Source organism: Nocardia sp. NPDC050378, assembly GCF_040655675.1.
GTDB classification, from domain to species: domain Bacteria; phylum Actinomycetota; class Actinomycetes; order Mycobacteriales; family Mycobacteriaceae; genus Nocardia; species Nocardia coubleae.
Map to the genome: position 1 here is coordinate 318,892 of NZ_JBFAKI010000006.1, position 17,809 is coordinate 336,700.

The following is a 17,809-nucleotide window of genomic DNA, read 5'->3' on the forward strand; positions in this document are numbered from 1 at the left end:
TTCAAAGGGTGCGCGACAGTCGAACTGCCAGTCCGCCGAGGCCCAGAACGAGCAGCACCACCACCGCCCAAGGCGGCAGGTGGTAGGCCACGATCGACGCCGCGACCAGCACGGCCGCGCCGACCACGCGGGGCACCCAATCGCGTCGCGTCTCACGATAGAAATAGAAGGCCTGCGAGAGCAGGTAGACGGCAGGCCCGGTCAAGACGAGCACGCCCGCGGCACCGGCGGGGGCCGTGTGCGCGTGGCCGAGCAGCATTTCCGCGCCCGCGGCGAACATCACCAGCCCCGCCACCACGCCGTAGATCGCGCTGAGCCCGAGATGCACGGCGGCGATCGGGTCGGCGGTACGCGTGATGTGCCGGACCACCTGACGCTCGGCTCGCGCGAAGTACATCTGCCACAGACACACCAGCGCCACAAAACAGCCGAAGGCCATGGTCAGCACCAGCGCGTCGTCGTGGTGTTCGGTGATCACCCGGCCCAGCGTCAGCACGGTCTCGCCGAGCATGATGATCAGAAACAGCCGCATCCGCTCGACAATGTGTTCGGCATCGAAGGCCAATTGCCGCGAATGGATCCGCCGCCCGGGGATCGGGTGTGCGGCCCATGTCCCGATCAGGTCGATCGCTGCCGCGGCGGCCCAGAACCACAGGCGCGTCCCGGGTTCGGTCGCCGCGCCGATCAACCACAGTGGAGCAGAGACCGCGAACCACAGCAGCACCCGCAGAAAGTGCTCACGCAGAGCTTCGCCGGGCGCGGTCACCGCGGCATAGACGCAGGGCCCGATCAGCGCTGCCAGCATCGGCACCACGAACAGCCACGGACTGTCGTCGAACGCGTGCGCGATTCCGGCGTTGGCGAACAGACCGAACGCCATCACCACCACGGTGATGATCTGGGTGGTCTTGCGTTCGACGTCGAGCATGGTGATCTCGAACGTGGTGAACGTCCAGATACCGACCACCGCGATCAACGCGACCAGTGCCTCGGCCGCGCCCCGCCAGCTCAGATGTGACACCAGATGATGGGTGAGCTGGCCCAGTGCCAGGACGAAGACCAGGTCGAAGAACAGTTCCAGCGGCGACACCGCGCGTGCGAGCGGAAGACGCGGTGCGCTCATGGCTTCCTCCGTAGCTGTTCTCCAGAAGTGCCCAGCGAAGTCTCAGCATACCGATCGGTGCGGTCCGGATCCGCTTGTCGCCACGCCCGTGAGCGCCCGCATCGAGGAGCCGACCGTCCTTCTACCACGGGCACTCAGGAGAGGACGACCGCGCGCCCCGCGCCGACCAGAAGCGCGGTGCCACCGTGCCGGGCCATCGCCGCCGCCTGATCGGCGGCGTCCGGCCACTTCGATCGCGACGTCGGCATCGCGGCGGCCGGTGGGCCGCCGCACCTGTTCGATAACGTCCGGACTCGCCGTGAGAGTGTGGGTCGCACCGAGGCGGGTGGCCAGTGCGAGGCGGTCGGTGTGGACATCGATAGCGATGATGATGATGGCGCCTGCGATCCGGGCGCCCTGTACTGCGTTCAGGCCCACCCCACCGCAACCGATGACCGCGACGGATCGCCTACCCGGACTCCGCCGATCTTGACCGCGGCCCCGAATCCGGTGAGCACGCCACATCCGAGCAGGGCAGCGGAGACGATCGGCACCCGGTCGGAGATCCGGATGGCCGCGCCCGCCGGCACGACGGTGCGTTGGAAGAATGTGCCGAGCCCGCAGAACTGTTCTCTAGCGTGAAGTTGCCCGCCGGGAAGGCGATCGCGGTGCCGTGCGACGTCAGCGCCGGCAGCAACAGGACCTCGAAGCCGCCCGCGTGGAACAGCGGCCCACTGGTCTGGCTCACGGTGTCGCTGCCGATGCGCCAGCGTTGCGCCTGGATCGAGCCGATCCACCGGGCGTCGCCGTGGGAGAACAACGCGCCCTTGGGTCGTCCGGTCGTGCGGGTTCCATCGGCCGGCCTGGCACTAGTCCGCGACCGTCGCTCGCGATGTCTGCGTCGCGGGCTCGGGGTCACTCGGCGGACGTACCCGCATCAGGACCAACGCGACGATCGCGGCGATCGTCAGTGGAACGATGACCGCGAGGTACATCGAGCGCGGGGTCAGCACGCTCAACGCGTAGCCGGCGACGATCGGCGACAGAATCGCACCGGCCCGGCCGACTCCCATCATCACGCCGTAACCCTTGGCCCGGGCGAGCACGGGATAGACGGCGGTGGACGTCGCGGTGTATCCGGTGAGCGCCGCGAAGATCGCCGCGCCGAGCACGGCCGCCATGGTCAATGCGATGGGGCCGCGCAGTGTCACCGCGAACACGGCGATCGCGACCGCTGCCACCAGCGAGGTGACAGCGGCGATCCGCGCGCCGGCGAATTTCAGGCCGACCGCACCGAAAAGGGTGCCGCCGATGACCGCGCCCAAGCCGATCATGATGCCTGCCATCGCACCGCTGCCCGCATCCCCGCTGGCGTTCTTGATCAACTGCGGAGTCCAGGTGCCGACGAAGTAGTAAGCGGCCGTCAGCATCGAGTAGCCGCCGGCCAGCAGGATCGTCCGCGTCCGCAGCGATTGGCCCAACAGTCGGGTTTCGGCGATGGTGGCCACGTGTCGCGCCGGCTCGCCGGTGGCCTTGCGCTGGAGGAACTCGTCGGATTCACGGAGGAAGACCGCGGTGACGACCAGGGAGATGGCACCGAATGCCGCGCCGATCCAGAACATGCCCTGCCATGCGCCACCGACCCAGGTGAGCAGCCCGGCTCCGGCGAAACCGGCCAACATCGTGCCGAGCGGATAACCGATCATGACCACACCCAGCGCGATACTGCGCCGATTCGCCGGCGCGCTCTCCTGGCCGAGCACGATGATCACCACGCTGATCGTGCCGATGGCGATGCCGGTGACGAACCGGGTGAGCAACAGCGTCTCGAAGTTGGTCGACAGGGCCGAGGTCGCCAGTCCGATCGTGTTGACTGCCAAACCGATCAACAGAACTTTGCGACGCCCGTAGACGTCGGCGAAGCGGGCGAGCCCGATCGCGCCGACGGCCATGCCCGCCAGGGCCGCGCTGACCAGGTATCCCTTCTGGGCGTTCGACGCGAATCCCTCCGGGAGATACGGCATCGCGAAGCCCATCACCAGGACGTCGTATCCGTCGAGCATGTTCAGGAACGCGCAGAACAGGACGACAGCTATTTGATTGGGGCGCATGCCGATCGTGGCTGCCCAAGACTTCTGTGGATTCATCGGATCTCTCTTGTTCTGCGCGAAGGAACGCTGCTCCTCGGGGCGCCGTCGCGGGCTGTCGGGGGCAGGCGGCGGGCGCGGGGGAGTGGCGGTGCGGAATGGGGGCACCAGGGCGGTCGGGGAAGGGGACCGCAGGAGCTTTACCCAGCAGCAGGATACGAGAAGATACATGAAACATAATGCTTTTTCGCGCAACCCGTCGTGCGCGGAGATCTCGCGGTTGTGCGCCGGGTCGCCCGCCTACCGCGCCATGCCGTGGCGCTCACGGTGACCCTCAGGGGCTTGTCATGGGGGTTATCGATGCAGGTAGCAGCTCAATCTTGTCACCTGTTGAATCTCGATGTCGCTGACGATAGTATTCGCGCCATCCTGTGATCCACGGCACAAATCGGACAGTCATGACAACTCGACTCTCCTTCGATCTACTGATTCATCACGTCAGACTGCACTATATTTAATGCTGAGAAGCTCAAATCGAATTCTCGGCACCCCACCTGGCACGACATTGGAGTCCCCATGGCAGCAATAAAGACGATCCGCCGTGTATGGGCGCTCGACGCCCCCCAGCTCACCGTCGACTGCGGCATCTTGATGCTCGGCTCGGGCGGCGTGCAGGAGACGATTCCGGCGCCCACATTCCTCATCGAGCACGACGAGGGGCTGATGGTGTTCGACGCGGGCCTGGCGACCACCGGCGCCGGCGATCCCGCTGCCGCCTACGGCGAGATGGCCGCAGCGTTCCGGATCGATTTCCCCGCACACTACCGACTCGACCGGCAGATCGAGGCCATCGGCTACACCACCCGCGACGTCCGCCGGATCGTGTTGTCGCACATGCACTTCGACCACACCGGTGGACTCGACCTCTTTCCGCACGCACAGGGATTCATCGGCGCGGGCGAACTGCGGTACGCCAAGACTCCGTCGAACCTCGACGCCGCCTTCTTCCGGGAGGAGGACATCACGGCCGCCCAGAAGATCGCGTGGAACGAGGTGCCCGCCGGATACGATCACGACCTGTTCGGCGACGGCAGCGTCACCCTCCTCTCCTTGCACGGGCACACCCCCGGCACGCTCGGCCTGAAGTTGCGCATGCCCGACGAGAGCACACTTGTCCTCACCAGCGACGCCGCGCACAAATGGAACAACGTCGACCTGACCATCGGCATGCCGTTCGACGTCGACCGGTCGAGCAAGAACCACTCGCTGCAGAAGATCAAACTGCTCTCCACTCAACCTGGAACCACCGTGTGGATCAGCCACGATCCCACGGACTGGGCCGAGCTGCGAGCAGGCGGCTCGGAGATAACCAGCGCCGCGACGCTGCGGGCTCGCACTGCGGACTCGGTACCCGCGTGAAGACACCGGCGCTGTCATCGACGCCCCGTCCGCTGTTCGGGGGGCCGCGTCGGGAACCTTCGGCCCGTTGATTCGGACCCGCCGAATGGGGTAGATGCACCGTGGCCTCGGCTAAGCATAATGCGTAATTTTTCGATGGAGACTGAACTGAAGGGATCACGGATGTCAAGGGTCAAGCTCCGACCACTCGAGCAGCAGGTCGCCGTCGTTGTCGGCGGATCCAGCGGGATCGGTCGCGCGACCGCGCTGCGGCTGGCCGCCGCGGGAACGAAGGTGGTGGTGGCGGCGCGCAACGAGGCGGGGCTCTCGACCCTCGTGCGGGAGATCGAAGATGCCGGTGGGCAGGCGATCTATGCCGTCTGCGATGTGAGCGATCGGGCTCAGGTCGAGTCCGTAGCCGAGGCAGCCGTGGCGAAATTCGGTCGCATCGACACGTGGGTCGCCGTCGCGGCCGTGGTGGTCTACGCGGACTTCGAACACACCACACCCGAGGAGTTCCGTCGGTTGATGGAAGTCAACTTCATGGGGCAGGTGCACGGCTTCCAGGTGGCGCTGCCGCATCTGCGCCGGGCGGGCGGCGGTGCGCTGGTGTCGGTCGGATCGGGCGAGACCGTGATCTCCATGCCGCTCAACAGCGCCTATGCCGCGTCCAAGCACGCGGTCGAAGGAATGCTCGACGCCCTGCGGCGGGAGCTGCGAGCCGCGGGTACACCGATTTCGGTCACCAGTATCAAACCGGCGGCGATCAATACCCCGTTCTTCGACAACGGCCGCAACAAGATGGCGGTGAAGCCGAAGGGCGCCCCACCGTTCTACGACCCGGGCGTGGTCGCCGACTGCGTTCTGTACGCCGCCACCCACCCGGCCCGCGATCTCTACGCCGGCGGCGCGGCCAAGCTCATGAAGGTGACCCAGCACCTCACGCCGCGAGTGGCCGACGCCGTGCTGGCCAAGTTCGGTATCCCGATGGAACAAACCAAGGAAGCGGCAACCGACACCGACGGCAATCTCTACGAGACCAGCGGCGACGCACGCGTCAAGGGCGACTTCGGAAAGCAAGCGCTGCCGTTCAGTCCCTACACCTGGCTGGCGACCCACCCCACCGCCCGGCGCCTGCTCCTGGCCTGCGCCGTCGGTGGGCTGGGAACACGATGGGCCGCCCGAGCACGAACCGTCTGAAACCCGACGCACTGCCGACTCGAAAGCTCCGACCCGGCGAGAAAGGAAGCTCATGACAACGGACAACATCGGCCGTGCCCTTCTTCAAGCACCACCTCTGACGGTTTGCGCCGGGGTGTGAGCCGGGGTCATCGACAATTGTGCCGTCGGCCCCGGCTCATCCATCCGGTGTCAGCTCGTCCTCGTCGATCGGCCTGGCCAGCAACTGCTCGATGAGAACCCTTGTGGCCGGGCTCAATTCGCGACTACGCGCGGTGGCGAGGTGGATCCGCCGTTCCGCCCACGGCTCGGCGAGTTCCAGTACGGCGACGCGGCCGGTCCATTCGTGGCCGACCAGGCACTCCGGTTGCACGGTGACGCCGAGCCCGGCATGCACCAGGCTGATGGCGGCACCGCCGCTGCGCAACACGTGCTTCGGTGTGTATTCCTCGCCGATGCGTTGCGCCGCGGCGCGCAGCGCCCCGACCAGCGCGCGCGGCGCGATCAGGTTCTCCGGCAACAGATCTCGGATCGTCACGCCGGCCTGTCGGCTGAGCGGGTGGTCGAGGGGGACCACGGCGACGATGCGGTCGCGTCGGTACGGGGTCACCTCGACTCCGTCCAGGTCCAGACCGTAGGCCGAGGCGAAGACGCCGAGGTCGGCTTCGCCTCGGGCGACCTCCTGCACGATGTCGGCATTCTCCACTTCGTGTACCACCAGGTCGACCAGCGGGTACTCACGGCTGAACTCACCCAGCTCACGGGCCAGGAACGGCACGATCACCGAGCGGGCCGAAACGATCCGCAACTCGCCCTGGACGCCCTCGGTGAGCGAGGCGAATTCGGTGCGCATGTCGTCGAGACTGTCGAAGATCATCCGTGCGTGGCGGGCCAGGATCGCGCCCGCCGGACTCGGCACCACCCCCTTGGGGGTGCGCTCGAGCAGCCTGACGCCCGCGATGTTCTCGAGGACCTGGATGCGTTTGGTCGCGGTGGACGCGGCGATGTTCTCGCGGATCGCGGCCAAGCCGATCTGCTGTTCCTCGATCGCGGAGAGGAACAGGCGCAGGGTGAACAGGTCGACCTGTCTGATCAGGTGCAACCGGTTGAGCGTGCCCATCTCACCTCCGCTGTCGAGCCGTGACCGGATTCTCCGATCATAGGGCGTTTCCGGGCGAAGAATATTTCATATCTTGTGTTCAGGGGGTCGGCACCCGCTCGATGAGGGCGACCTTGACGTGGTCGGGCCGCTTCAGCGTGCCGTCAGGCACCAGTTGCACGATCGTCTTCACATTGAGCGCCGAGCGCACCCGATTTTCGATGGTGGCGCGCAGGTCGTCGCGCTGCTCCGACGTCAGGTCCAGTGCGTACTCGACGACCAGGGGCAGTGGGCGCTGAGTGGAATGACCCTCGAAGTCGGCGCGGATGCGCATCTCGCCGGTCGTCGCGGGCGCCAGTTCCATGACCAGTTCCTTGACCGCCGAGGGAAACAGGTTGATGCCACGCACGATGAGCATGTCGTCGGTGCGCCCGACACAGCGCACCTTGTAACCCGTTCGGCCGCATGCGCAATCGGTGCCGGTGACGACCACGTGGTCGCGGGTGCGGAAGCGCAGCAGGGGAGAGGCCTGGCGGCGCAGCGCGGTGTAGACGAGTTCGCCGCTCGCGCCTTCGACGGGCGCCACCTGGTCGCCGGTCTCGGGGTCGATGAGTTCGGCGATCATCAGATCGGGTGAGAGGAAGTGCATGCCGTCGCCGACCTCGCACTCGCCCCAGTAGGTGCACGCGATGTCGGTGCCGCCCAGCATTTCCCGTGCCGTGGCGCCCCACAGCGACTCGAGTTTTTCGCGCACCGCGGGCAGTCCACCGCCCGGTTCGCCGCCCACACTGATCGCGCGCACCCCGAGGTCGGCGGCGGCACGGCCGACGATCTGCGGCGCCTGCTCGGCGAGATGGGTGAGGAAGTAGGGGGTGCCGATCAGGGCGTTGGGGCGTTGATCGGCCTGTACGCGCAGCAGCCGTTCGGCGCCTGCCTCCGCGCCGATCGGGATGTCGACGATGCCCATGTACTGCAGGATCTGCACGATCGGCAGTCCGCCGACAAAGCCTTTGCTCATGCCGAAGCCGTGCAACAGTCGATCACCGGGGCGGAATCCGTTGGCGTAGAGGGCACGTGCGCCCAGCTCACTCCAGGTGCGGATGTCGCTTTCCGTCAGGCCGACATAGGACGGTGAGCCCGTGGTGCCCGAGGACGCCTGAATCTGCACGATGTCGGCATCGGCGGCGGCGACGTGGGTCCCCAGTGGGGGCGCGGACGCGAGGCTGTCGCGCAGTTCCTGCTTCTCGGTGAACGGCAGGCCGGCGAGGTCGGTCACGGTCTCGATCTTGCCCACGTCGACACCGTGCTCGGCGAACTTCGCCTGGTAGAAGGCGCTGTGCGCGGTCAGGTAGGCGAGCTGTTCGCGGAGCCGCTCGTCCTGGACCCGGCGCGCCTCCTGCGCCGACAAGGTCTCGACAGCACTCCAGTACCGTGCCGAGAAAGGAACACTTCTCATGATGACTCCCGAATGGCCGTTGCAACGTCACCGCGCTACCGTTGTGGTCCGGCGACGAATGTTCCCCGACCATAGTTGGGCTATTACTGCTATTCAATTCGCTGTCTTCGAATCGCAGATTCGGAATTTTTCACTTGCTGAAACCCTGCCTGTGGACAAACCTCGAATTGTCGCCGAAAAGGGTTGCTCACCTGCTGGTTCAGGAGGGCGTGCGCAAGGGATTCGCAGCTGCCGAACAGGTAATTCGAAGATCATCACTTGGCGCATCGGGCGAGTGGAATTAACGTACGGATCGGCGCACAATTTATCCGAACTCATCGCATACGGAGTACAGAGAATGAATTCGAACTTCCTGGACGAGGCGCAGGCCGATTGGCTCGATACCGTGAACAAGTTCATGGACAACGAAATCACGGTGGAATATGTACGCAAGTGCGACAGCGGCCGGGAGTACCCCTACGAGGCGTACGAGAAGATCGCCGCCCAGGGTTGGCTCGGCATCCTCATCGACGAGGCCGACGGCGGCTCCGGCGGCGACATCTTCGACTACTCGCTGATGGCCGAGGGGCTCGGCAAGTTCGGGTTCGATTTCGCCTGCTCGGTGCTCGTTCCCACCTTCACCGCGATGAACATCCTGAAGTACGGTACCGACGAGCAGAAGGCACGCTACGTCAAGCCGTTCATCGACGGGCAGATCCGCTTCTCGGTGTCGATCTCCGAGCCCGACGCAGGCTCCGACGCCTCCAATACCAAGACCCGCGCGCGTCGTGACGAGAACGGCGACTGGATCGTCACCGGTCAGAAGCTGTGGTGCTCGGGTGCCGCGGCCAAGGACACCGTCATCGCGATGCTGGTGCGCACCGACGCCGACGACAAGCACGGTGGGCTGTCGGTTCTGTTGATCCCCAACGACACTCCCGGCCTGGACATCCGCAAGCTGCCGACGCTGTCGCGCCACGCCACCGGCACCACCGAGATCTTCCTCGACGAGGTCCGCGTGCCCGCCGATGCGCTACTCGGCCAGGTCGGTCAGGGCTGGAAGATCATCACCGACCACCTCGAACTCGAACGCTGCGCCGTCGCCGCGGCCTACGTGGGCAATGCTCAGGAGGCGGTCAAAGCCGCCAACAAGTACGCCCACGAGCGGATCCAGTTCGGCAAGCCGATCTACGAGTTCCAGGTGCTCAAGCACATGCTCGCCGAGAACCAGACCCGTGTCGACGCCGCGCGCCTGCTCTGCTACCGCGCCGCCAAGATGAAGGCCGCCGGTCTGCCCGCCGCCCGCGAGACCTCGATGGCCAAGCTCTACGGCTCCGAGACGCTCAAGCAGTGCGCCCTCGACGGCATGCAGATCCTCGGTGGCTACGCCAACCTGCCCGAGGCCGACATGGAGCGGTACCTGCGTGAAAGCGTGCAGTCCACCATCGGCGGCGGCACCTCCCAGATCCAGCGCACCATCATCGCCAAGTCGATGCGCCTGTAACCCACACTCCCACAAGCATTCTCAGGAGAACTTCGATGGCAACCATCAACAACCGCATCGACATGCCGCTCGACGAGATCGAGGTCGGTACCGTCTTCCGCTCCGGCGGACGCACCATCACCGAAGCCGACGTGGTGAATTACTGTGCGCTGACCGGCAACTGGATCGAGATCCACTCCAACGTCCACTACGCCGCGCAGACCCGCTTCGGTGAGCGTTTGGTCCAGGGTTCGCTGACCTACTCGCTGATGACCGGCCTGATCCAGTTCGGTCCGTCGATCCAGGCGAACTACGGCATCGACAACCTGCGCTACCTCAAGCCGGTACTGATCAACGACACCATCTACGTCACCGCCGAGGTGATCGCCAAGAAGGACAAGGACGAGAAGTTCGGCGTCATCACCTTCCTGATGAAGGCGCTCAACCAGCACGGCGACGTGGTCCAGCGCAGCGAGTGGAGCCTGCTCATGCTGCGCAAGCGTGACGACCTCGACGCCCTCGTCGGCGCTTCGCTGCCGACCGAAAAGGTGCGGGGCTGATCCCATGACCGCACAACCCGTCGCAGCGATCGTCGGTATGGGCGATGCCTATGCCACGCGCGCTGATCGCAAGGACCCCCTGCAGCTGGCCGTCGAGGCAACCGTGGCCGCGCTCGCCGACGCGGGGATCACGAAGAACCAGGTGGACGCGCTGTTCACCGGTCGTTCGCCGTGGGCCGACAAGCGTTCGCAGTGGAACAACATCTTCGCCTCGCACATGCAGATGCCGCTGACCTTCACCAGCGAACTCACCCTGCACGGCGCCGGCCTCACCGCTACGCTGGCCCAGGCCTCGCAGATGATCGCCGCGGGCAAGGCGGAGTATGTGCTGTGCCTGCAGAGCGATGCGACGGAGTTGTTCGTCGACGCGGTGGCCATGGGCGCGGAGGCCGACGCGGATCCGCAGTTCGAAGTGATGTACGGACCGACGATCCCGTCCCTCTACGCCCAGGCCGCCCGCCGGTACTTCCACGAATTCGGCATCACCGAAGCCGATCTGGCCGAGGTGGCCGTCGCCAATCAGCGCTGGGGCGCCCACCATCCGCACGCGGCGAAGGCCAAACACGGTGAGATCGATGTCGCCACCGTGCTCGCCTCGCCGTATGTGGCGACGCCGTTGCGGCGGTGGATGTGTTCCACCTGGGGTGGTGGTACCGGCGGTGCGCTGGTCGTCACCGCGCCCGACAATGTGCGTGCCCACCAGAAGGCCGTCTACCTGCACGGGTACGGATCGGCCACCACTCACGAATACCTGTCGGACCGGATGAACATGCGAAGTTGCAAGTTCGCCGACTTCGGCACCCTGCCCAACCTCACCCATACCGCCACCATCGAGGCGGCACGGCAGGCCTACGCGATGGCCGGACTCGGTCCCTCCGATATCGACATGGTGCAGATGTCGGTGAACTTCGCACACATGGGCCCGATCGTCATGGAGGACTTGGGCTTCGCGAAGAAGGGCCGGGGCATCGACGTCTATCGCGAAGGTCGCACCGGTGTCGACGGCGACCTGCCGACCGACACGAACGGCGGCTGGCTGTCCTTCGGCCAGCCCGGCATCTCCTGCAATATGGACACCCTCATCGAGACCGTGCGCCAGCTGCGCGGGCAGGCGCTGGGGCTGGCGCCGACCCGCAAGCCGGAGACCGCGTTGGTGCAAGGTGCGGGCGGCATGTTGGCGGCGGGCAGTGTCCTCGTACTGGCGGCCTGAGCGGAATCGGAGAACATCATGAGCGAGACCACCGCACCCAACGACTGGCCACAGCCGTACCAGCTGCTCGATGCCGCACCGTACTGGGCGGCGCTGCACGAGCAGCGCCTGACCTTTCAACGCTGCGCCGACTGCGCCGAAGCCGTCTGGCCCGCGCACTCGTATTGCCCCTACTGCTCATCGTCCGCACTGAACTGGGAGGAGTCGGCCGGGCGCGGGACGGTCTACTCCTTCAGCACGGTGATGCGCGGCCCGACCCCGGTGTGGGCGTCGATCACGCCGTATACCGTCGGGTTCGTGCGGATGGCGGAGGGTTACATGCTCTTCGCCCAGATCGAAGGCGACCCCGAGACCGTCGCGATCGACCAGGACGTCACCGTCCGGTTCGTCGAACGTGGGGCACAGACCATTCCGGTCTTCACCGCGGCGTCCACGGGAAGCGGTGCACGATGACAGCACACGACCGATCACGACCAGGGCAGGAGCAGTCGATGCAGAACGAACTTCCGCTGGCAGGAATCGTCGTGGTCGAACTCGGCGACAGCGCCTCGGCACCGTTCACCGGCAAGATCCTGGCCGAACTCGGCGCCGAGGTGTGGAAAGTCGAACGGCCGAGCGGCGATTCGTCGCGCGGCTGGGGACCGAGCATGTGGAAGGGCAGCGGCGCGGCGTTCCACGCGCTCAACCGCGGCAAACGGTCCATCAGGATCGACATCAAGGACCGCGACCAGCTGGCGCTGCTGCACCAGTTGATCGCCGAACGCGCCGACGTGTTCCTGCACAATCTGCGACCCGGCTCCGCGGCGAAGTACGGCCTGGACGCGGAGAGCCTGCGGATCACCAAGCCCGAACTCGTGCACTGCGAGGTCGGTGCGTTCGGGCACACCGGGCCGATGAACAGCCTGCCCGGCTACGACCCGCTCATGCAGGCGTTCTCCGGCATCATGAGCATCACCGGCGAACACGACGGCCCACCGGTCCGCGCGGGAGTGTCGATCATCGACTTCGGCACCGGCATGTGGGCGGCCATCGGTATCCTCGCGGCGCTGCATCGACGCCGGTCCAAACTGGACGGTGCCGCGGTGAACGCGTCGCTGCTGGAAACGGCGATCGCGTGGATGTCGATCGGCGTCGCGGGCTACAACGCCGACGGCGCGCCGGGTGAACGGCACGGCTCGGGCGTCGCGTTCATCGTCCCGCACCGCGCGTACTCGGCAGCCGACGGTGATCTGATCATCAGCTGCGGCAACGACGGGCTGTTCGCACGTCTGAGCCAGGCGCTGGACCGGCCCGAGTGGGCGAGCGACGACCGCTTCGCCACCAACGCGGGTCGCCTGGCCAACCGGGCGGAGATCGATCGCCTGATCGGCGAGCGATTGGCAGCGCACCCGCGTGGACACTGGCAGAAACAGTTGCAGGACTTCGGTGTTCCGGTCGCACCGGTGCAGACGACCGCCGAAATGGTTGCCCACGAGCAGACCAAGGCCCTCGGTATCATCGGTGCCCCTGACGAGGACGAGATCGGGGTCGTCGGACTGCCACTGTCGTTCGATGGCAAACGACCGTCACCGATGCCCGCCGCTCAGGATGTCGGTGGCGCCGACGACGAGCTGCGTGCCGTTCTCGGACACCACAGCAACGAAATCGGCGATGACTGACGGCAGTGGCCCGCTGACGGGCATTCGCATCGTCGAACTGGGCGGGGTCGGACCGACACCGTTCGCCGCGATGCTGCTGTCGGATCTGGGCGCCGACATCATCCGGTTGGACCGCCCGCCGGGTTACGACGGCGGCGCACCGATCGACGCGAAGTTCAACCTGCTCAACCGGGGCAGGCGCAGTGCGGTCTTCGACCTGAAGAAGCCCGCGGCGGTCGAAGCGGTGCTGCGACTCGTCGGCGAGGCCCATGTGGTGCTCGAGGGATTTCGGCCAGGGGTCGCGGAGAAACTCGGCCTCGGCCCCGATGAGTGTATGGCCGTGAATCCGGCGCTGGTGTACGGCCGGATGACCGGGTGGGGCCAGCACGGGCCACTCGCGCACGACCCCGGCCACGACGTCAACTACATCTCGCTGACCGGGGTGCTGCATTCGGTGGGCCGTGCGGGTGAACCGCCCGCCATCCCGCTCAACCTGGCGGGCGACTTCGGCGGTGGGTCACTGTATCTGGCGCTGGGGGTGGTCTCCGCGCTGCTGGAAAGTCGAACTTCCGGCCGAGGCCAGGTGGTCGACGCCGCCATGGTCGACGGATCGGCCTCGCTGATGACGCTGTTCTACGGCCTGTTCGCCGCGGGTTACTGGAGCGACGAGCGCGGCGTGAACCGGCTCGACTCGGGCGCACCTTGGTACAACGTCTACGAAACCGCCGATGGCGGCTGGATCAGTGTGGGCGCCAACGAATCCCGCTTCTGGCGCAATCTGCTGCGGATCACGGGCATCGACGAAACGGAAATGCCCGACCAGCACGACAAATCGCAGTGGCCCGCGATGCGGGAGCGGTTCGCTGCCGTGTTCCGCACCAGGACCCGCGACGACTGGTGTGCCCTCGCAGCCGGCCAGGAGGCGTGTCTGACTCCGGTCCTCTCGCTCACCGAGGCACCGAGCAACCCACACCTGCGGGCCCGCGGCACCTTCGTCGATGTCGGGGGAGTGGTCCAGCCCGCTCCCGCACCACGTTTCAGCCGCACACCCGGCGCGGTCCAGCGACCGCCGGCCGAACCCGGAGAACACACCGACGAGGTGCTGGGGGACTGGGGCTTTACCCGGGACGAACTCACAGCCTTGCGCGATCAGGGCGCCATCGGTTGATGGTTGGGGCCGAGAGGGTGCGGTGAGGTCGTCCGCTGCGCCGCTCGTTCATGTCTGATGATGTAATCGTCGGACCATGGCAGAGGACCTGATCGTGACCCGGGCGCTGGTGATACCTGCGTCCGAATTGCGCGAGCGGTTCTCACGGTCGTCCGGTCCGGGAGGCCAGCACGTCAACACGACCGACAGCCGGGTGGAGCTGTCGTTCGACTTGGCCGAGTCGCCGTCGGTGCCCGAGTGGCTGCGCACCCGGATGCTCGACCGGCTGGCAACTCGTCTGGTCGACGGAGTGCTCACGATCGCCGCCTCGGAGCAACGCGCACAGCTGCAGAACCGCGCGGCTGCTCGCGAACGTCTGGCCATGTTGTTGCGTGACGCCGCTGCCGCCCCGCCACCTGTCCGCCGCGCCACCAAACCGTCGCGCGGAGCGAAGGAGCGTCGAATCTCGGCGAAGAAGCGGCGCGGCGTCGTGAAGCGCAATCGCCGCGCCTCCCCCGACGACTAGCCGACGCGCAGCATGGCTACTTCGAGCCTGTCGCCCCGAAGTTGAACTCCGAGGGTTGGAGAATGACGAACCCCGCGCCGAGGAATCGCACCTGTGCCACCTCGCCGGAGCCGCCGCGCAACATCGATCCGAAGCTCTGGGTGCGCACGAGGGATGTCTGCAGGCTCGAGGACCAGCCGATCAGTGCATCCGAATCAGCGAACACCGGTTGCTGGGGGCTGACGGGGATGACAAGCGGCTGACCGTGACTTGTGATCGCCAGTCGGCCCTGTCCCTGGAAGACACAGTTGAACAGGCCGCCGCCGACGAAAGCGCCTGCGCTGGAGACCATCTGGATGTCGTAGCCGAGGCTGGGCTCGTAGGCGAGGATATGTTTGCCGTTGATCGAGAGCGAATCTCCGGGATCGAGGTCGATGAGAAAGCAATTCGACGCATGGTGGGCGAACCAGACCTCGCCCCGCCCTCGGCAGGTCATCAGCGGCACCCCCTCGCCCGTGGCGAATCGCTTGACCAGGTTGCCGAGTCCTTGGCTCTTGACCTCGAACGCGAATTGCCCGCGGTAGCCGATCATGGCGCCTTGACGGGCGTATATCTCGCCGTCGACGCACGCCTTCACACACTTGGCGTGCTGCAGTGTGATGCCGAGTTGGGTCGCCTGCTGGGCAGTATTGTTCGCGTGGAAGATGTCGCTACGCATGCGCGTCGGTGCTCCTGAGCTCTCGCGGTCGGCGCCTGTTCGAACCCTCGGGCCGAGCGCCTGCCTCACGATACCGAGCCCACGGATCGGCGCCCACCGCAAGGCAATCGATCCGAGCGGGTGAGTTCGAGGCCGCTGATCTCGGAAGCGGGAGTCCTGTCGTTGTAGACATCGACGCCGAGATATCCATCGTGGGTCCGTCCGACTCCGGCGGTCCGACGGAAGGGGCTGGGCGGATTTCCGCCCAGCCCTTTTCGTTTTCGGCACGGGGGTTCAGTGGCGAGCCTCGGCCACCGCGCCTTCGGTGTGGAAATCGGCGAGCTCTACCTGATGTGTCATCCGCCAGTAGTCGGCGACTCGCCAGGGCATATTGGTGACCACACGGCCCGCCGCGTTGCGGTACCAGCTGCGCATGCCTCCGTAGCTCCAGATCATCCTGGCGTGGGCCTGGTCGAGTTCCCGGTTGTACCGGTCGTGCACCTCCTGCTTGCATTCAACGGTGGCCAGGTCGCGTTCGATCATTGTGCACACCAGATCGGCGATATAACGCACCTGGCATTCCGCGATCGTGATGAAGCTGCCGCCGTGACCGATGTTGCTGTTCGGGCCGTAGGTCAGGAAGAGATTCGGGAATCCCGGCGTAGTGACGCCGAGGTAGGCCCGCGCATCTTCCTCGCCCCAGATCTCGTGCAGGAGACGACCGTCGCGACCGCGTACGGTGATCGGGTACAGCGGGCGCCGCGCTTCGAAACCTGTTGCCATGACGACGATGTCGGCCGGACGTTCTGTCCCGTCGGCCGCCCGCACCCCGGTAACGGTCAGCTCGGCGATACCATCGGTGACGAGCTCCACGTGCGGTTCGCGCAGTGCGGCGAACCAGCCGTTGTCCAGCAGCATCCGCTTCCCGTACGGCGGGTAGTCGGGCAGCGTCTTGGCGACGAGATCTGGTCGGCCGTCGAGCTGTTCGGTGAGGTACCGGGTGAAGTACTGCCGGTGCCGGTCGTTTGTCCGGTTGATCGAGTGTCCGCCGCCGTCCCACTCGGGGTCGACGTGCAGTGAGGGGTGCACCCGGTCGTTGAAGGTCCAGGCCAGCCGGAAGCGGTTCCAGCGGCGATAGAACGGCAGATGCCGGTTGAGCCAGTGGATGTCGCTGTCGATGTTCCGGAAGTAGTCGTTGCTCGGGGCGATCCAGTGCGGCGAACGTTGGTACACCGTCAGCGATTCGACGTCGCCGACGATGGCCGGGACGATCTGCATGGCGGTGGCACCGGATCCGACGACGCTGACCCGCCGCCCGGTCAGATCGAGGTCTTCCGGCCAGCGCGCCGAATGGAACAGCAGCCCACCGAAGTTCTCGGCGCCCGCCACCTCGGGCAGCTTGGGCCGATTCAGCTGACCGGTCGCGGTGATCACCACATCGGCGACGACGGTGACGCTGTCGCCGCCGGGCTCGGTGACCCGCAACTGCCAGCATCGTTCGTCCTCGTCCCACTCGGCCTCGGTGACCTCGTGCCCGAAGCGGATCACCGAACGGTCGACGCACTCGGCCGCCATCTCCCGCAGGTAGGTCTCGACCTCGTCGCGCTTGCCGAAATGCTGGGACCAGTCGCGGTGATAGAACGAGAAGGAGTAGAGCTGGCTCGGTGTATCGACGCCGCAACCGGGGTAGTGGTTTTCCAGCCAGGTGCCGCCGACATCGTCGTTCTTCTCCAACACCACGTGATCGACACCGGCCAGATCCATCGCCCGGGCGGCGAGCAGGCCGGATACGCCCGCGCCGATGATCGCCACCCGCATCGGCCGCTTCACCGTATGCGGGGCACGCGGCACGTGCGGTCGGAAGCCGAGTTCGTCGGCCATCATCGGTTCGAAGTCGCCGTGGACGGGCTCGCCCGCGACCAGCGACATCAATTGCAGCAGTAGGTCTCCCGTCGGTGCGGGCACGGCAGGAGGCCGACCTGCCGCCCACGCCCGGACCGCGGTTGCCGCCGCCGCGTAGATCTGCGCGCGGATCTCGGGCGCGAGTCCGCCGTCGTCGTTGTTGTCGATCTGGGGTGCGCGACGCGGGCGGTAGGGGTCGGCGAGCCAGCGCTCGTCGCCGGTCAGCTGGTAGAGCATCGCGACAAGACTCGGGATATTGCCCGCGGTGAGCTTCTGCTCGAGGCGGTCGTCGAGATCTTCGGTGCGTAGGTCGAGCGGGTTCGGTTCGGTCATCGGAACGTCCTTCGTGAGTGAGTGCGGCGCCGCGG

Annotated in this window: 15 protein-coding genes and 1 pseudogene; 9 read left to right on the forward strand and 7 right to left on the reverse strand. The window is 66.3% G+C overall.

The window, feature by feature from the left end; genetic code table 11:
* Position 1 precedes the first annotated feature (1 nt).
* The 3 genes and pseudogenes from AB0I35_RS16730 to AB0I35_RS16740 all read right to left on the reverse strand — a co-directional run bounded on the left by AB0I35_RS16730 (position 2) and on the right by AB0I35_RS16740 (position 3,249).
* Positions 2–1,123, reverse strand: coding sequence for a low temperature requirement protein A (locus AB0I35_RS16730; protein ID WP_357396871.1), 1,122 nt, complete (start codon positions 1,121–1,123; stop codon positions 2–4).
* A gap of 276 nt (positions 1,124–1,399) precedes the next feature.
* Positions 1,400–1,627: pseudogene (locus AB0I35_RS16735) on the reverse strand (zinc-binding dehydrogenase); the annotation flags it as partial.
* Between the two features lie 344 nt (positions 1,628–1,971).
* Positions 1,972–3,249: an MFS transporter gene (locus AB0I35_RS16740; RefSeq protein ID WP_357396872.1), complete on the reverse strand. Its 1,278-nt coding sequence runs from the start codon at positions 3,247–3,249 to the stop codon at positions 1,972–1,974.
* A gap of 516 nt (positions 3,250–3,765) precedes the next feature.
* Between AB0I35_RS16740 and AB0I35_RS16745 the strand changes: the two genes are divergently transcribed.
* Together AB0I35_RS16745 and AB0I35_RS16750 are read left to right on the forward strand one after the other, a co-directional pair.
* Entirely contained in the window at positions 3,766–4,608 is an 843-nt protein-coding gene (locus AB0I35_RS16745; protein ID WP_357396873.1) for an N-acyl homoserine lactonase family protein, read from the forward strand.
* Between the two features lie 162 nt (positions 4,609–4,770).
* The gene (locus AB0I35_RS16750; RefSeq protein ID WP_357396874.1) at positions 4,771–5,787 is read left to right on the forward strand and encodes an SDR family oxidoreductase; all 1,017 of its coding nucleotides are present in this window, start codon (positions 4,771–4,773) and stop codon (positions 5,785–5,787) included.
* A 157-nt stretch (positions 5,788–5,944) separates the two neighbouring features.
* Here the strand turns inward: AB0I35_RS16750 and AB0I35_RS16755 are convergent, their stop codons facing one another.
* Both AB0I35_RS16755 and AB0I35_RS16760 read right to left on the reverse strand, forming a co-directional pair.
* A complete protein-coding gene (locus tag AB0I35_RS16755; protein ID WP_357396875.1) occupies positions 5,945–6,886 on the reverse strand; it encodes a LysR substrate-binding domain-containing protein in 942 nt (313 codons plus the stop codon).
* A gap of 79 nt (positions 6,887–6,965) precedes the next feature.
* The gene (locus AB0I35_RS16760) at positions 6,966–8,321 is read right to left on the reverse strand and encodes an AMP-binding protein (RefSeq protein WP_357396876.1); all 1,356 of its coding nucleotides are present in this window, start codon (positions 8,319–8,321) and stop codon (positions 6,966–6,968) included.
* A 337-nt stretch (positions 8,322–8,658) separates the two neighbouring features.
* Between AB0I35_RS16760 and AB0I35_RS16765 the strand changes: the two genes are divergently transcribed.
* From AB0I35_RS16765 to arfB, 7 genes are all read left to right on the forward strand, one after another.
* Complete coding sequence (locus AB0I35_RS16765; protein WP_357396878.1) at positions 8,659–9,804, forward strand: acyl-CoA dehydrogenase family protein; 1,146 nt, start codon at positions 8,659–8,661, stop codon at positions 9,802–9,804.
* Positions 9,805–9,839: 35 nt separating this feature from the next.
* Positions 9,840–10,343: a MaoC/PaaZ C-terminal domain-containing protein gene (locus AB0I35_RS16770; RefSeq protein ID WP_357396879.1), complete on the forward strand. Its 504-nt coding sequence runs from the start codon at positions 9,840–9,842 to the stop codon at positions 10,341–10,343.
* A 4-nt stretch (positions 10,344–10,347) separates the two neighbouring features.
* Positions 10,348–11,553: a thiolase family protein gene (locus tag AB0I35_RS16775; protein WP_357396880.1), complete on the forward strand. Its 1,206-nt coding sequence runs from the start codon at positions 10,348–10,350 to the stop codon at positions 11,551–11,553.
* An 18-nt stretch (positions 11,554–11,571) separates the two neighbouring features.
* Complete coding sequence (locus AB0I35_RS16780) at positions 11,572–12,006, forward strand: OB-fold domain-containing protein (RefSeq protein ID WP_357396881.1); 435 nt, start codon at positions 11,572–11,574, stop codon at positions 12,004–12,006.
* Positions 12,007–12,044: 38 nt separating this feature from the next.
* The gene (locus AB0I35_RS16785; protein ID WP_357396882.1) at positions 12,045–13,211 is read left to right on the forward strand and encodes a CoA transferase; all 1,167 of its coding nucleotides are present in this window, start codon (positions 12,045–12,047) and stop codon (positions 13,209–13,211) included.
* Complete coding sequence (locus AB0I35_RS16790; protein WP_357396884.1) at positions 13,204–14,358, forward strand: CaiB/BaiF CoA-transferase family protein; 1,155 nt, start codon at positions 13,204–13,206, stop codon at positions 14,356–14,358. The genes AB0I35_RS16785 and AB0I35_RS16790 overlap by 8 nt, the downstream gene beginning before the upstream one ends.
* 76 nt (positions 14,359–14,434) lie before the next feature.
* Entirely contained in the window at positions 14,435–14,863 is a 429-nt protein-coding gene (gene arfB, locus AB0I35_RS16795; RefSeq protein ID WP_357396885.1) for an alternative ribosome rescue aminoacyl-tRNA hydrolase ArfB, read from the forward strand.
* Between the two features lie 16 nt (positions 14,864–14,879).
* Here arfB and AB0I35_RS16800 read toward each other — a convergent pair whose 3' ends face one another.
* Both AB0I35_RS16800 and AB0I35_RS16805 read right to left on the reverse strand, forming a co-directional pair.
* Positions 14,880–15,560 (reverse strand): AIM24 family protein, encoded by a 681-nt coding sequence (locus tag AB0I35_RS16800; protein ID WP_357396887.1) that lies wholly within the window; start codon positions 15,558–15,560, stop codon positions 14,880–14,882.
* Between the two features lie 273 nt (positions 15,561–15,833).
* Entirely contained in the window at positions 15,834–17,774 is a 1,941-nt protein-coding gene (locus tag AB0I35_RS16805) for an NAD(P)/FAD-dependent oxidoreductase (RefSeq protein ID WP_357396888.1), read from the reverse strand.
* Between the last annotated feature and the right edge of the window lie 35 nt (positions 17,775–17,809).

What these genes read in the sequence shown, in the direction of transcription:
- AB0I35_RS16730 (WP_357396871.1), bottom strand. Translation starts at nt 1,123, where the DNA reads ATGAGCGCACCGCGTCTTCCGCTCGCACGCGCGGTGTCGCCGCTGGAA.
- AB0I35_RS16740 (WP_357396872.1), bottom strand. Translation starts at nt 3,249, where the DNA reads ATGAATCCACAGAAGTCTTGGGCAGCCACGATCGGCATGCGCCCCAAT.
- AB0I35_RS16745 (WP_357396873.1), top strand. Translation starts at nt 3,766, where the DNA reads ATGGCAGCAATAAAGACGATCCGCCGTGTATGGGCGCTCGACGCCCCC.
- AB0I35_RS16750 (WP_357396874.1), top strand. Translation starts at nt 4,771, where the DNA reads ATGTCAAGGGTCAAGCTCCGACCACTCGAGCAGCAGGTCGCCGTCGTT.
- AB0I35_RS16755 (WP_357396875.1), bottom strand. Translation starts at nt 6,886, where the DNA reads ATGGGCACGCTCAACCGGTTGCACCTGATCAGACAGGTCGACCTGTTC.
- AB0I35_RS16760 (WP_357396876.1), bottom strand. Translation starts at nt 8,321, where the DNA reads ATGAGAAGTGTTCCTTTCTCGGCACGGTACTGGAGTGCTGTCGAGACC.
- AB0I35_RS16765 (WP_357396878.1), top strand. Translation starts at nt 8,659, where the DNA reads ATGAATTCGAACTTCCTGGACGAGGCGCAGGCCGATTGGCTCGATACC.
- AB0I35_RS16770 (WP_357396879.1), top strand. Translation starts at nt 9,840, where the DNA reads ATGGCAACCATCAACAACCGCATCGACATGCCGCTCGACGAGATCGAG.
- AB0I35_RS16775 (WP_357396880.1), top strand. Translation starts at nt 10,348, where the DNA reads ATGACCGCACAACCCGTCGCAGCGATCGTCGGTATGGGCGATGCCTAT.
- AB0I35_RS16780 (WP_357396881.1), top strand. Translation starts at nt 11,572, where the DNA reads ATGAGCGAGACCACCGCACCCAACGACTGGCCACAGCCGTACCAGCTG.
- AB0I35_RS16785 (WP_357396882.1), top strand. Translation starts at nt 12,045, where the DNA reads ATGCAGAACGAACTTCCGCTGGCAGGAATCGTCGTGGTCGAACTCGGC.
- AB0I35_RS16790 (WP_357396884.1), top strand. Translation starts at nt 13,204, where the DNA reads ATGACTGACGGCAGTGGCCCGCTGACGGGCATTCGCATCGTCGAACTG.
- arfB (WP_357396885.1), top strand. Translation starts at nt 14,435, where the DNA reads ATGGCAGAGGACCTGATCGTGACCCGGGCGCTGGTGATACCTGCGTCC.
- AB0I35_RS16800 (WP_357396887.1), bottom strand. Translation starts at nt 15,560, where the DNA reads ATGCGTAGCGACATCTTCCACGCGAACAATACTGCCCAGCAGGCGACC.
- AB0I35_RS16805 (WP_357396888.1), bottom strand. Translation starts at nt 17,774, where the DNA reads ATGACCGAACCGAACCCGCTCGACCTACGCACCGAAGATCTCGACGAC.